This window comes from Bacillus sp. FSL E2-8868, assembly GCF_038005505.1.
Classification (GTDB): Bacteria; Bacillota; Bacilli; order Bacillales; family Bacillaceae_G; genus Bacillus_A; species Bacillus_A mycoides.
In genome coordinates, this window is sequence record NZ_JBBOTI010000002.1 from 377,494 (window position 1) to 391,361 (window position 13,868).

11 protein-coding genes, 1 pseudogene and 1 other annotated feature are annotated in these 13,868 nt (G+C 34.6%); of the genes and pseudogenes, 2 read left to right on the forward strand and 10 right to left on the reverse strand.

Translation table 11 applies throughout. From position 1 onward, the window contains the following. Nucleotides 1-327 precede the first annotated feature (327 nt). Nucleotides 328-1,005: an HAD family hydrolase gene (locus tag NSS74_RS12910; protein WP_340813706.1), complete on the reverse strand. Its 678-nt coding sequence runs from the start codon at nucleotides 1,003-1,005 to the stop codon at nucleotides 328-330. A 191-nt stretch (nucleotides 1,006-1,196) separates the two neighbouring features. Here NSS74_RS12910 and NSS74_RS12915 point away from each other — a divergent pair, with 191 nt between their 5' ends. Further along, entirely contained in the window at nucleotides 1,197-1,994 is a 798-nt protein-coding gene (locus tag NSS74_RS12915; protein ID WP_340813708.1) for a lipid II flippase Amj family protein, read from the forward strand. 24 nt (nucleotides 1,995-2,018) lie between these two features. Further along, nucleotides 2,019-2,594 carry a nucleotidyltransferase family protein gene (locus NSS74_RS12920; RefSeq protein ID WP_088292690.1) on the forward strand — a complete coding sequence of 192 codons (576 nt, stop codon included), beginning with the start codon at nucleotides 2,019-2,021 and terminating at the stop codon, nucleotides 2,592-2,594. Between the two features lie 39 nt (nucleotides 2,595-2,633). Here NSS74_RS12920 and NSS74_RS12925 read toward each other — a convergent pair whose 3' ends face one another. The 9 genes and pseudogenes from NSS74_RS12925 to NSS74_RS12965 form a co-directional block, all read right to left on the reverse strand. Continuing rightward, nucleotides 2,634-3,548 carry an alpha/beta fold hydrolase gene (locus NSS74_RS12925; protein WP_061688409.1) on the reverse strand — a complete coding sequence of 305 codons (915 nt, stop codon included), beginning with the start codon at nucleotides 3,546-3,548 and terminating at the stop codon, nucleotides 2,634-2,636. A gap of 36 nt (nucleotides 3,549-3,584) precedes the next feature. Then, nucleotides 3,585-4,925, reverse strand: a complete 1,341-nt coding sequence (locus NSS74_RS12930; protein WP_340813709.1) for a sodium-dependent transporter — start codon at nucleotides 4,923-4,925, stop codon at nucleotides 3,585-3,587. 117 nt (nucleotides 4,926-5,042) lie between these two features. Continuing rightward, nucleotides 5,043-5,291, reverse strand: a binding site (T-box leader). Between the two features lie 160 nt (nucleotides 5,292-5,451). Further along, nucleotides 5,452-5,669 (reverse strand): annotated as a pseudogene (locus tag NSS74_RS12935) (DNA/RNA non-specific endonuclease); the annotation flags it as partial. Nucleotides 5,670-5,744: 75 nt separating this feature from the next. Continuing rightward, nucleotides 5,745-6,980, reverse strand: coding sequence for an IS110 family transposase (locus NSS74_RS12940; protein ID WP_340813710.1), 1,236 nt, complete (start codon nucleotides 6,978-6,980; stop codon nucleotides 5,745-5,747). 155 nt (nucleotides 6,981-7,135) lie between these two features. Continuing rightward, complete coding sequence (locus NSS74_RS12945; RefSeq protein ID WP_340813711.1) at nucleotides 7,136-7,921, reverse strand: recombinase family protein; 786 nt, start codon at nucleotides 7,919-7,921, stop codon at nucleotides 7,136-7,138. 527 nt (nucleotides 7,922-8,448) lie between these two features. Then, nucleotides 8,449-8,916 carry a DUF2004 domain-containing protein gene (locus tag NSS74_RS12950; RefSeq protein ID WP_002141600.1) on the reverse strand — a complete coding sequence of 156 codons (468 nt, stop codon included), beginning with the start codon at nucleotides 8,914-8,916 and terminating at the stop codon, nucleotides 8,449-8,451. A 14-nt stretch (nucleotides 8,917-8,930) separates the two neighbouring features. Further along, entirely contained in the window at nucleotides 8,931-10,433 is a 1,503-nt protein-coding gene (locus NSS74_RS12955) for a WXG100 family type VII secretion target (RefSeq protein ID WP_340813717.1), read from the reverse strand. Nucleotides 10,434-10,489: 56 nt separating this feature from the next. After that, nucleotides 10,490-10,927 carry an SseB family protein gene (locus tag NSS74_RS12960; protein ID WP_002141597.1) on the reverse strand — a complete coding sequence of 146 codons (438 nt, stop codon included), beginning with the start codon at nucleotides 10,925-10,927 and terminating at the stop codon, nucleotides 10,490-10,492. Nucleotides 10,928-10,997: 70 nt separating this feature from the next. Next, nucleotides 10,998-13,847 (reverse strand): hypothetical protein, encoded by a 2,850-nt coding sequence (locus NSS74_RS12965; RefSeq protein WP_340813718.1) that lies wholly within the window; start codon nucleotides 13,845-13,847, stop codon nucleotides 10,998-11,000. Between the last annotated feature and the right edge of the window lie 21 nt (nucleotides 13,848-13,868).

Genomic DNA, 13,868 nt, shown 5'->3' on the forward strand with positions numbered 1-13,868 from the left:
AATCTTTTAATGACGAACTTTTACTCGTATTTCGAACCCTTTTATTTCATGACATTCCTCCTCTTTTTATCCCGCTATTTGCGGGCAGTAAGACTCCCACCTTAAAATTCAGCAAATGTGCAGAAGCTAGGTGGGATATCAACTGCTCGTAACAGCCCGATTGGTGGGGCTGATAATCAGTGCCGGATGGACAAAGCTTCCACTAATTAAAGTTTTACTTTATTACAAATTTTTCATGCTAAAATTGTCTAATTATAGTATTCGATTACATATGTAAAATCCCTTTAAACAAAAACGATTTCATCGTCATATGTTATAAAGGGATTTCTAGGTTCTATTTCTATAGTTTATCGTACTATTCTCTATACAAAATCTTTGTAACTCTTCGACATCTTTCACTATATGAATCGCCCCAGCATCGCTCAATTCATTCTCATTACCATATCCATACAATACACCTATTGAAGCAATTCCGTTACTGTTCGCACCGATTACGTCATGCTTTCTATCACCAATCATCACCATTTCTTCTTTTTGAAGTTCTTCATTTGTTTGTAAAATATGAGCAATTATTTCTTCCTTTTTTATTCTTGTCCCATCTAAATTACTCCCAACAATCTCTTCAAAAAAAGATGTTAACTGAAAGTGCTCTATTACTTGTTTCGCAAATACGGTAGGCTTTGAAGTTGCTACAAACAAACGATTGCCAGCATCCTTTAATTCTTGCAATAAGGCTGTAATTCCATCGTATACTTTATTCTCTAATAAACCACTTTGCTTTAAATATTCCCGAAAGTAAAACACCGCTCGTTCTACTTCTATTTCATTCATATTATATCTATCTGCAAAAGATTGTTGCATTGGTGGACCGATAAATGAATCTAACTCACTTATATTCACTTCTTCAATCCCCATTTTTTCTAACACGTATAGAACAGCATTGATTATCCCTTCTTTCGGATCAGTTAATGTTCCATCTAAATCAAATAGAAATGTTGTATACATATTTAATTCCTCCACTGATTTTATATGTACCCCATTAAGGCCATTCTCCTACTTACCCCTTTACTATACTATCACCATCTAACTTTTCAGAAAATTACTTTTTCTAACCCTTATACTTTCAGTTACAAAATCACAAAAGATATGATAAAGTAAAAAAGTTATACTTAATTTAATAGAAACTGGTGAATCACATGTCAATTACGTTAATTTTTATAATGGCTTTCACAATTGTTATCCACGCAGTTGAAACTAGCTCTTATAGTATTCGATTAGCTGGTGTCCGTTTAAAAAAGATTGTCGTTGCCTTATCTGTCGTAGGAATGGTATTACTTATTTCAAGAACGTCAAATTTACTACAAGCCTTTTTAATTGGCGGGATTGTCGATGACGCAAAACGAGATGCTTCTATTAATTTAGAGCATACTATACGACTTGTACTATTATCTGCTTCCATCGGTACATTACTTGCGATTATTCTTTATCCAACTTTGACAAAACTATTTGGATATGTCATTCAAAACTTTGAAACAGATGGTTCTTTCATTCGAATGATGAAAACAAATAACATTCAAAAATTAAAGTACACAAAAAAATATGTGCGCTTTCCAAGATTTGAAATGATTCATAGATTGCGTATCGGTGGTATCCCAAAGCGTATTATGCTTATTAACATGTTTGCTACTGCAATTTATACAGCAGGTGTTCTTTCTGCCCTTTATGCTTCTTTTCTAAATCCAGATTACGCAACAAATGCAAGTACAGCTTCTGGCCTTGTGAATGGTTTTGCTACAATTTTATTAACAGTGTTACTCGATCCACGTATAGCACTTTTGACAGAACGTGCTTTACAATCAGAAAATGGCGCTGAATCTATGAGTAAAATGTATGGTTGGCTAATGATTTCTAGACTTTTCGGCACCTTATTAGCACAACTTTTATTTGTACCAGGTGCTCACTGGATTTTATGGATTATTGAGCTGATGCATTAATCTACTAGGAAGGTGTATTTATCGATGAATATAAAAACAGAGCAAGATTTAATTCACTTAATAGAAAACGACGAATGGATGATGAATGTATTACAAATGGCAAAATCACTAGAGCTACCTGATTGGTGGATTTGTGCCGGGTTTGTCCGTTCTAAAATTTGGGATGCATTACATAACTACAAAGTAAGAACAGCTACACCAGACGTTGATGTCATTTATTATGATGCATTACATAAAGATGAGGTGTACGAACAATCATTAGAACAGAAGCTGACGAATATGGATGCCTCTATCCCTTGGTCAGTAAAAAATCAAACTCGCATGCATGTAGTGAATGGAATGCCGCCATACTCTTCTTCTGTTGATGCTATTTCTAAATTTCCTGAAACAGCAACCGCTCTTGGTGTTTCTTTGGACGAACAAAACAAAGTCATATTAACATCCCCATGCGGAATAGAAGATGTACTTTCATTACAAGTGAAACCTACACCTCATTTTCTTGAAACGAAAGAACGAATACATATGTACAACAAAAGAGTTAATCAAAAGAAATGGCAAAGTAAATGGCCTAATATTACAATCACTTATCCAGAAATTTAAAATAGAGCGCTTCGCATTATACGAAGCGCTCTTTCTTTTTTAGTTCAAAAAATGAATGACTGTTTCAGCAAATCGATCAGCTTCCTCATAATGTGGTGTATGGCCACTCTCTTCGAATATGATATGCTTCCCATTTTGAGCATCTTTATTAAATGTTTCAATTTGTTTTTCACACGTTACTACATCATGTTTTCCTACAATTAATAACATTGGATTTTGTATATCTTTTATTTTAGATAATAATGACGTATGACATGCTCCCTCTAATTTTACTCTATCAAAATGGATTTTGGAGCGATTTGAAAATACTTCCCACTCTTCATCACTATATAAACTATCGTCTGTCTCATCTTTTTTATAATTGTAAATCTCCATTCTTTTTTCTTCTAATTCAGCACTTAATCTTATATAAGCTTCTAACAACTCTTCTGAACTAGCATTATTAGATGAATAAGCAAAGCAGTCTTCTGCCACTAATTCTTTTCCATACTTTTTTAATAAAGTTTCTCTCTTTTGTAGTAAGGCCCTACTTGTTAATGCAAAATCGAAAGTCGGACCTTCAAATATTATTTTCTCTATTGAATTTGGATACATCGACGCATATAACAACGCTAAATATCCACCGAAAGAATGTCCAATTACAGACCATTTCTCAATTTGTAATACTTTTCTTAGTTCTTCACAGTCTTCAATTAAATCACATAGTCCAAAAGTTTCTTCTTCGGTAATTACTTCTGACCGACAAACCCCTCTTTGATCTATCATAATTACATATAAGGAATCTTTTAATCGTTCCGCTTGATGAAATGAAAAATCATAACAGCTTTCACCTGGACCACCGTGTAAAAATAATACTGGTTTATTTTTAGGACTTCCATGTGTTTCAACGTATAGCTTTTTCCCTCTAATGTTCATATATTTCCCAACTTCAATCAAATTCGTTTTTATGATCATCACCTTCTTTTTTACCGAATATTATAACATTTAATATTAAATAATCCCTATTACATTTAAAAAGACAATAATTATTGCAAGTGGTGCTAAAAACCGAAGTAAAAATGCCCAGCAAGTAAATACTTTCTTTCCGTAATTTCCACCTACAAAAAATTCAGCTTCTAGCACTTTCTTTTCCATCTTGAATGATACGAAAATACTAATGAATAGCGCTCCAAGCGGCATTAATATATTACTAGATAAGAAGTCTACTGCATCAAAAATATTCTTCCCAAAAATCGTAATATCACTCCATACTCCAAATGATAAGGCCGATGGTATACCTACTAGGAAAATGCAGAAACCGATGATCCATGAAAGTTTAGCTCTTCTTTCTTGTTCACCATTTGCTAATGCTGAAACAACCGTCTCTAGTAGAGAAAATGCCGATGTTAATGTGGAAAATGTAAATAGCGCAAGAAATACTGTTAAGAACAATCCGCCGAATGGAATTTGACTAAATACAGATGGTAATACGATAAATAGCAATCCGGGCCCTTCCGTCGGCTCCATTCCTAATGAAAATACTGCTGGAAAAATGGCAAGACCTGCAAATAAAGAAACGAATAAATTCAATCCAACAATTGTTATTGCTGATTTTGGTAAACTTTCTTTTTTATTTAAATACGAGCTATACGTAACCATAATCGAAATCCCTATACTAATCGCAAAGAATGATTGGCCCATTGCGAACAAAATACTTTCTGAAGTAATCTTTGAGAAATCTGGTTGTAAGAAAAACTTCACACCTTGCATTGCATTATCCAGTGTTAATGAACGAATAATAAGGGCGACAAATAAAACGAACAATGCTGGTAGCATATATTTACTTGCTTTTTCAATTCCGTTTTGTACACCTTTTGATACAACCCATATCGTAATGAACATAAAAGCGAAATGTCCAGTGATAGCCCAAACCGGATTTCCAATTGTTTCAGTAAATAACGAACCGTAATTTTGTCCCGGAGTAATAAGTTGTCCTGTTACTCCCCTGAAAAAATATATTAAAACCCATCCACCTACAACGCTATAAAATGAAAGTAATATAAAACAAGTTCCAACGCCAAGACGTCCAATCCAGTGCCATCCTGTATTTGGTGCGATACTCTTAAATGCTCCAACTGCTTGTTTTTGTGTACTGCGTCCAATCATAAATTCAGCTATAAGTAGCGGTAATCCAATTAATACAGTAAATAATATAAAGATTAAAAAGAATGCTCCTCCCCCGCTCTTTCCAGCAATATAAGGGAACTTCCATATTGCGCCAAGTCCAATTGCTGATCCTGCTGCTGCCATTATAAAACCTAATTTCGAAGTCCATTGCTCCGTCTGTTTCATCTTATTTTCCTCCTAATTAAATCCTTTTATATAAATAAACAAATTTTATATACCTATCCGAATAAACCCTCCATTTCTTTTTCTATAAAATAAAAAATGGCCCAGCATCTCTTTATATAAAGAGACGCTAAGCCATTCACTTAACGCGGTACCACCCTTATTGATTCCATTATGAATCCACCTTAGTAGTAATCGTTTGATTACAAACCTAATATCGAAGGTTAACCGTTAAGATTTACTAAGAATGTGATTCCGTTCCACCTTACTGCTCCTAGGCGAGTTCAGGATGTCATTTGACTATGTCGCACCAACCCATAGCTCTCTGTACAAATACATGACCTTACTACTCCTATTCAATGCATTTTAATATTTAGAATATATTTTCTTTTGAAATTAATATGAAGTATATCGGTTATATTTATAACTGTCAAGGGCTATGTTAATTTTTTGTCGAAAAGGATTTTCATAAACCTATATAGAAAATATTTACAAATAAAATATAAGGAGAAAAATATGTTATGTCACTTCTATCTTCACGGCCTGCTGCCACTTGCATTCCTTTGTTTCGTTTTCCTTTTTGAAGTATTAATTCTCCTGCCTCAACATCTACTATTCTACCAAGCTCATCTGTTGTATATTTATAACCATCCTCGGTAATATAACGCACGTTTGGTGCCAGTTCTTTTCTTCCATTTTTCCCTTTAATAATGTGCTTCCCAAGGTCCCCCTTTGTATTTCCGTTATCTTAGGAGGATTACCCGTACCCTATGTTGTAATCTTAAACCCTCACAATAAAAAAGCAAACCATGTAAACCCTTATTAAACTACTTCTTTTTCTTCCACTACTGGCAACTCATAAGCTGTTTTATATTTCATCATGCCATATACAATGTTTACAAGCCTTCTCATAATACATACCAATGCTTGTCCCTTTGTTTTTCCTTCTTTTAGTTTCTTCTGATAGTACGCATGAAACACTGGATTTCGTGGCATCTTACTGCCTTTTGCTACTTGCACTTGCTGTACTGCTAAATTATAAAATAAAGCGTGTAGCGCCCTGTTTCCTTGTTTGCTTTTTTGTGTCTTACCTTTCCCACCAGAACCAAAGTAAACAGGCGCAATCCCCGCAAATCGTGCTAATTTATTGGCATTTGGAAATCGCCTTACATCCCCAATTTCTGCAATTAATGCTGATGCCGTCACAAGTTCTATTCCCGGCATGTTCTCTAATTGATAATCTAATAGATTTACTAGCTGCTTTAATTCTCTTTCGATGTATTTCATTTCTTTCTTTTTAAACTCAATGTCCCGTACAATACTTCTTACTAAAAAGTTTCGTGTTTCTTGATATTCCTTCATTGTATGTCCATCTTCTTTTACAAGTTTTAATATGTCGCTTGCTTTATTTACCGAACAGGTATTGTTACTAACATCTAATAAAAAAGCTGTTAATTGCTTTATATTCATTCCCTCTAAACAAGATGGTGACGGATATTGCTGCCAAAACGCTAATGCTGTTTTTCCATCTAACTCTGAGAAAAACTTTTTATAACTTGGATAATGGTGGTTTAATTGAATATGTAATTGGTTCTTTAATGCACTTTGTGCTTTTACTAATGCATTCCTTCTTGAAACCAATTGTTGTATCGACCAAAATAAATCGTTTGGCTTTGCATCTGGCAATTGATTAAATTTGTTTACCAATATGCGTGCCACACATTCCGCATCCCAACTATCATTTTTTTGTATCATCACTTGGCTCCTTCGTTCTAAAAATGATAAAGCTGGATTTACTTCTTTCACTACTTGTTCATGATCTACTAAATATTTCGCTAACGCTCTTCCGTAACCACCAACATCTTCTAAACCAAATACAACTGATAAACCATTACTCACATATGTCTCTACTTCTAATAAAAACTCCGAAAATGCCGATGGTTTATTCTCAAATTGTATTTCTCCTAATTTCTCTTGCCAACAATTAATTATAACAGCCGTATGATGCTCCTTATGTAAATCTACTCCTACATACAAATAGTTCTGTCTATTATGCATAACTCATCCCTCTATTCAATAATTTAGTCATATATAAAAATGTCGGCAACCTTAGTTCGAGCGTTCATCTTCCGATGCGCATAGGTACGCAAGCCTATCCATTTTCATAATTTCATAAGTACATATAGTAAAATGAGCTAATTTTTTAAGTGAATTTATAAAATAATTGCTGGATGTTTCCCAATTGTTTGTATTTGCCCGTATGTATATACCCCTCGATAAAAGTTCTCTCGGTCTAACATACGTTTCACTTGCACTTTCGTAAACAACTTTCCTTTCTCAGTACAATACCCTTCCCTATTTAGTCGTTCTGCCAATTGAGTCAGCGACCAATGTTTAAAAAAGTGTCTTAACTCAAATAGTCTACGTACAACCACTGCTTTCTCCGTATCTACTTCTAACACTTGTTGTCCTTTCTTTACTCTATAACCAAACATCACACCGCCCCCCGCATATCCACCTTGTTCTGCTTTTTTCTTTCTGCCTCTACTTAGCTTTAATGCAATCTCAAGACGTTGATATTGATCTAATAGCTCTAACATACCATTTACTAAAAAGTCATTTGGGTCATGCGTGTATATACTATAATTTGGTTGTTCAATTGCTTTCACATCTACCTCATATTTCTTTAGCTCTCGTTGTATTAACACTTTTGCCATGTCTGAGCGCCATAAACGAGATGTATTTAGTACAACAACTTGACTCACTTGTTGATACGCCATATCCGACAATAGCTCTTCTAATCCCTCACGTTCAACTGTTAATCCATCTTCATCTACTTTCGCTCCGCTGATTCCTTTATCTTCGTATATGTGAAGCAGTTGTAGTTTATTTTCGATGCAGTACCGTTCAATTTCTTCTACTTGATACGTTAGGCTATACCCTTCACGCACTTGTCCTTCCGTTGAAACTCGTACATAACCAACTACTTTCTCTCCCATATTGAGCCCCTTCCCGTTACAGCAATTAAAGTCCCTGTAACGTTTACCCGTTTTTTGCGGATAACTTGTTTGTAACATGCATCCGTTAAAACGTACTTTACGATGACTTCAAAACATAACACAACCCTTTATTTTTTCTTCTACTATCGTCGTATACTGTACATAGCCATTACAATCTATAAAATTTAACAATTAATACACTTATAAAATTATAATCCTCTTTTAAACTTTCACGTTAAAACACAAAAAAGCACTCGTTGCCTTTAGTCGACAATCAAGTGCTTTAAGTAGCATTAATTTTGTAAGTTTTATTGTAACAGTATGACACCTTTTATATGTCGTGACAACTACTACGTTAAAACTTACGAGTTCGTTAGTTTAATATACATTCCATGTGTTTATCATCATCGCCCAGTAAAATGTCATCTCGCCTAAGCTCGTACCTCGTTTTCTATTCTATCATTGCACATAACACTCTATGATGGTACAACCATCATAGAGTGTTATGTACTTTTTAACAGCCTATTTTAAATTGCAACGTCTTGATAACCTACTTCAGTTACTTTTTCATTTAGCAAACGAATCCCTAGCCCATTTTCTGTATCCCATGTACAATTAAATGTAATTCCAATATCCCGACCGTCAAAAATACCTGCATAGGGAACAACAATCCCATCTAAACTTATCATTTCTAATATTTCATTAGTTGTTTCAACTAATGGATAGTTTTCATTTACTTCAATATCATAACCTAGTTCCTGACGCTCTTGTTTGTAATAGTCTAATATTGATTGCAAAAAGCTTTGTTGTAATTGTTCCCAATTTTGCATGAGTGAAGTATATGCTACATATTGTTCTTCATCAAACTTACCATCCTCATCACCTTTTACTATTAGTGCTATCTCGACTTCATTTCCCAAAAAGTTAATGCTAGTATCCTTAGACCACACAAAATCATATTCAAGCTCACCAAAAACCGCATCATTTATTTTCATCTTACTTCTCCTTTTTATTTTTTAGCAAATCCTCCTGGCTCAAACGCCCCTGCGTTTATCTCACCTACTCCACCAAGATGCCCAAATCTTTTATTTATCTCTGTCGGTACAAGTTGCATTATTTTCACATCATTTACTTCATGCCATGTTAATTGATTTTTTGTTCGATATTTGTCTATGTCTTTCGCGGTAACCCCACCAGGTTCCATTCCAAATTGGCGAGCTAGTTCAACTGAGTCATTTAGCTTATCTGCTAACTTTTGGTCTGCTTGAGCAAAATTGTATGTCCTAGCCTTTGTACCATAATTTCCTTTTCCTCCAAGCATATAGTCAATTTCAATTTGAGCCTTTGATACTGGTGAAAAATCAGGAACTCCGTTTTTATATTGAATACCTTTAATGCCAGCTTCATCTAATATACGTTTCAATTTAGGGTCTGGTGGTGGTTTAAGCGTACTTAAAGATTCTCCTCTGATTCCTTCAAATTCAACCTTCGAATTAATTGGTGAAGGTGTCTGATTATACCTTGCTTCATAAGAACTAGCAAAATCAGTTTGTCTAAAAGCAGGTGGAACTTCAGCCTCTCTATTACCCGTACCCTTAACAACCTTACTCTCCATATACTGATAAGCCTCTTTCAGAGAATACTGTCCTCCTCCTGAGACATTTCCTACTCCAGCCATGGCGAAGCCTTTTCCCTCGCCTGGGATCCATTTGTACTCCAGTAATGTTTTTACTGCGTGCTGGATCTTTTCATTCCCCTGTAAGAAGGTTGTTTTTACGGTTGTGGCACCTTTGTTCCATAGACTTCCGATTTTATCGGCAAAGCCTTTTGCTGTCGAGGCTACAAAGTTTACTCCCTCTTTTACTTTGTGGCTGGCTGTTTTTATGCCATCAACAGCTGCTTTTCCAGCTTTTCCGGCTACCATTGTTACGCCTTCGCCTAGTCTTTTTCCTGCTTTTACAATCGTCTTCCCAAAGCTAGAAGCGACATACTTTATTCCTTTTCCAGCAAGACTTGCCACTTTTCCAACAGGAACAAAGTTTAGGAGTGTCCATCCTGCGGCGATGAGTCTTTCTTTTGATGATAATTCTTTCCCTGTAATAGGGTCTTTACCGGTAACTGCACGAATTGCATCATTTACTCCAATGAATTCAGCTGCTCCTTCTACTCCCTTTTCCCACCATGATTTTTCATGTTTCTTTTCTGTTTTATGGGTTTCTTTCAATTTTTCATTTTGTTTCTTTTGATATTCTTCATCTGCTTGACGAAACTTTTGAGCGATACGCCGTAATTCTTTTTCTGTAACTTGTAAGTTACGTATGTAAGATTCCATGAGCCTCATTGATCTCATATATTCCCCATAAAAATGCTGACTCGTTGCTCCTTGCCATTGCATTTGAATACTAAACATAGATTGATTGAGATTCTGTTGTATATTCTGGCTGTGTGTTTGCATCTCTGATATGTTTTTGGCAATTTGTTCGAGTTGTTCAGGTTTGACCTTAATTTCCAAACCTTCTCCCACCTTCCTCTATTTTATACCAAAAATGAATAGAACTGCATCAAATTTTACTTATCCCCTTTAGAAAAAACATCAAAAATACTATTATCACAAATCGCTTCAATTTCTTCCTTTACAAATAATTTTTGAAATTTTGTTCCTGGATTTAATATTACATTTGCCTCTAAATCTATCGTCTTTAATAATTCAACTGCATTCATAGAGACGTATGGACATTCTTCTGGAATAACCATTTCTAAATGTTTCAAATCAGAATACAGTGGTAACATTAATCCTTCTTCCATTTCAAAATAATGAATTTGTAATTGTGTATTATCAGTTGAAATCAAATTCCCTTCTTCATCTACATTTGTATCTCCCTCGACAGAAGCTACAACGTATAAATTTGTTTTCTGTAATATCTCATAAAAACGAACTCTTTTTTCTTCATTCTGTAAAGCTTCCACTAACGCCTCATCTAATGGGCAAATTTCTAGTAAACTCATTGAACTTCACTCCTTATGTGAAATAATTTCGCCATCTTACGCAAAGTAAGATGGCGAAATTTAAATCTAATTATTTTTGAACGTTTATAGCTTTAATTTCGTCTAATTGTTTCATTGCTTTTTGGCGCAATTCTCCATCAATTGTAGCTGAATATATTGGTCGAGTTAAAAACTCGAAACATTTATATGCATTATTACTATCATTTTTCTTTAAATACTCTTCACCTGTCTCTAACATTTCTTCAGAAACAGACTTCATAAATTTATTTACAGGCTCCTGCTGATACCCTAGCATCATTGATTGATGTGTTAATTCAATTACTGATGCTAAATCTTCAATAGTGCTTACATGATTAGCCCTTTTATTTGCAGCATCAAATGCACTTAAATATTCAATGGCAGCTTTGGCTTTATCTTTCATTCCAGTCAGTTCAATACCTGGCGTCTTATAAAGAATTTGATAAATTTCTAATGCTGATAAATAATTACTTTTTTCCGCTTGCTCCGCTGCATATAATACTTCATTTGCAACTTTAGTGAATCCTTTTTCATCGTCTACCCCGCGATTCGAAGCTTGTCCGAAGTAATGTAAAGCATCAAAAAGTTTTCCTGGCTCATTCGCTTTTGCACTCGCTATTTGTATTAGCTGAATTCCCTCCATCTTTCTTGATGCACTATCAATCATACCCATTCCGTTAATTTGGCCAATAGTCTTATCGATATCCTTTAATTGTGCCAGTAATGTGTATGATGGTAGCACTGTTTTTTCTACCTTATTTTGCCACCCTGTTGTTCCATTCATTTCATTCCATTCATTTTCTGTCTTTACCCATAATTTATTCGAATAATTAACCATTTCTTCTCTTGAACGTTCTAATGGGTGTTTTGTGCGAATTGCATTCGCAATATTCAATACAGCTGTATAATACTCTCCCATATTCGCAGCCTCAATTGCTTTTCTTTCAAACATAAGTGGCATTAATAATTTTTTAGCTTCATCTTGAACGGATTTTTCAACCTTTGCTGTATTTGCTAATAAATTTGCTTTATTTAGAGCAACTTCCACTGAAGTAGTAGGAGCTTTTATTTGTCCTTGAAGTCCCTCTACAGCCATACTAAATTGCTGATCTAGTTTTTCTTTTTGTTGATTGTTTGCATCAGCAATCGATTCATTTACTAATTTTAATGTCTTTTCATATTGTGGATTTTCAGAATTTAAATATGTTTCGATTTGCTCAATTGCTTGATCAATTCTTTTTTCTTTTTCTGATTTTTCCGGTTTCATTTGATCGACTGTATCTTTGCTATCTTTATTTTTATGCTCTATTTTTTCCTTGTTTTCTATATTGCTTTTTTCACTTTCAATTAATTGATCTTTTTTATCTTTCTCACTAGCTATTTCTGACGCCTCAATTTCAACCTTATTATCTTCTTTAACCGCTTTTTCTCCATTACTGCTAGTTACAAGTTCTTCCTCTGTACCTACGTTTTCCTTGGTATCATTATTAGATGTCACTACCGGTTTGTCGATGTTAATATTCTTTAATTCTTCTTCTAATAGTTTGTAAAAAATCTTCTCTACACGTTGATTTGCAGCTTCTACTATTTTTGGATCCACACTTTCGAGCACTGATGTGACTAAATAATATTTACTTAAAGCTTGTTCTAAATAGACTAGATTCTCCGGATTATACGGATCTTCCAACCAAAGCCCTTCCTCATAAACAGCTTTATCATATATTAACTTTCCAACAAATTGAATATACTCTTTCTGTTTTTCATTTAAATACTTTTGTAACTCTTGTTGTGTTGTAACTTTTTCCTTAAGTGTATTCATTTGATTACGCAAATAAAATAATGCACTTTGATTGGAATAATTATTCTTATTAGCTAAAATTTCTCCCAAATTGTCCAATGTTAATCTATGATTAGCCAACGTTTTTGCATTTGACTCCTTATTTAATTGAGATATAAGTGTCAAATCTTTCAGTTCCTCGGAATATTCAGCTAACATATCTAATTTATTAGAGTCTTGCTCTTTCCCGTAATACTCATTAAAGAATACAGATGAATATTTCTCTCCATTTCCAGCATACCACTCAACTAAAATATCTCCCGTTATTGGTGATACTGTAATTTGATCGTGTGGCACTGGTGGTTTTGGTTTTTCCGGTTCTTTATCACCATCCGGTTTTGGTTTTTCTGGTTCTTTATCACTATCTGGTTTTGGTTTTTCCGGCTCTTTATCACCATCAGGTTTTGGTTTTTCTGGTTCTTTATCACCATCCGGTTTTGGTTTTTCTGGTTCTTTATCACCATCCGGTTTTGGTTTTTCTGGTTCTTTATCACCATCTGGTTTTGATTTTTCCGGCTCTTTATCACCATCCGGTTTTGGTTTTTCTGGTTCTTTATCGCCATCCGGTTTTGGTTTTTCTAGTTCCTTATCACCACCTGATGTTTTCCCCAGGTCCACCAAACTATCCGGCAAATTTTTACTCGGTTCCACCACAGGCCCCCCCATATTCGTTGGCAACTCTGGCTTTTGTGGAGTTGGTGCATCTGATAATTTGATTTGTGGATCTTTCTTTTCTACCGACACCTCATCTGGTTTATACGTTACTGGTGTAATTGGTGATTTATTATTTCCAATTAAGTCTGCTAAATTAATAGTTGGTTTTTCGCCAGGTTTTTCATCTTTTTTTGCAGGATCAGCAACTAAATTTGGGAACATAGACTGTAAATTCCCCCCTGTAATACGGTCATCTTTTTTCTCTTCTGTATTACTTGCTAATTTCACTTGTTCTTTTCCTGCTGTATTAAAGCCTTTATCGTAGACAAGATACCCTGACGTTCCAAATAAAGCCACTGACATTACAGATATAGCAACTTTTTTTCCTAGATTATTATTGTTTTCTTCCATGTTCTTTTCCCCTTTTCCTAT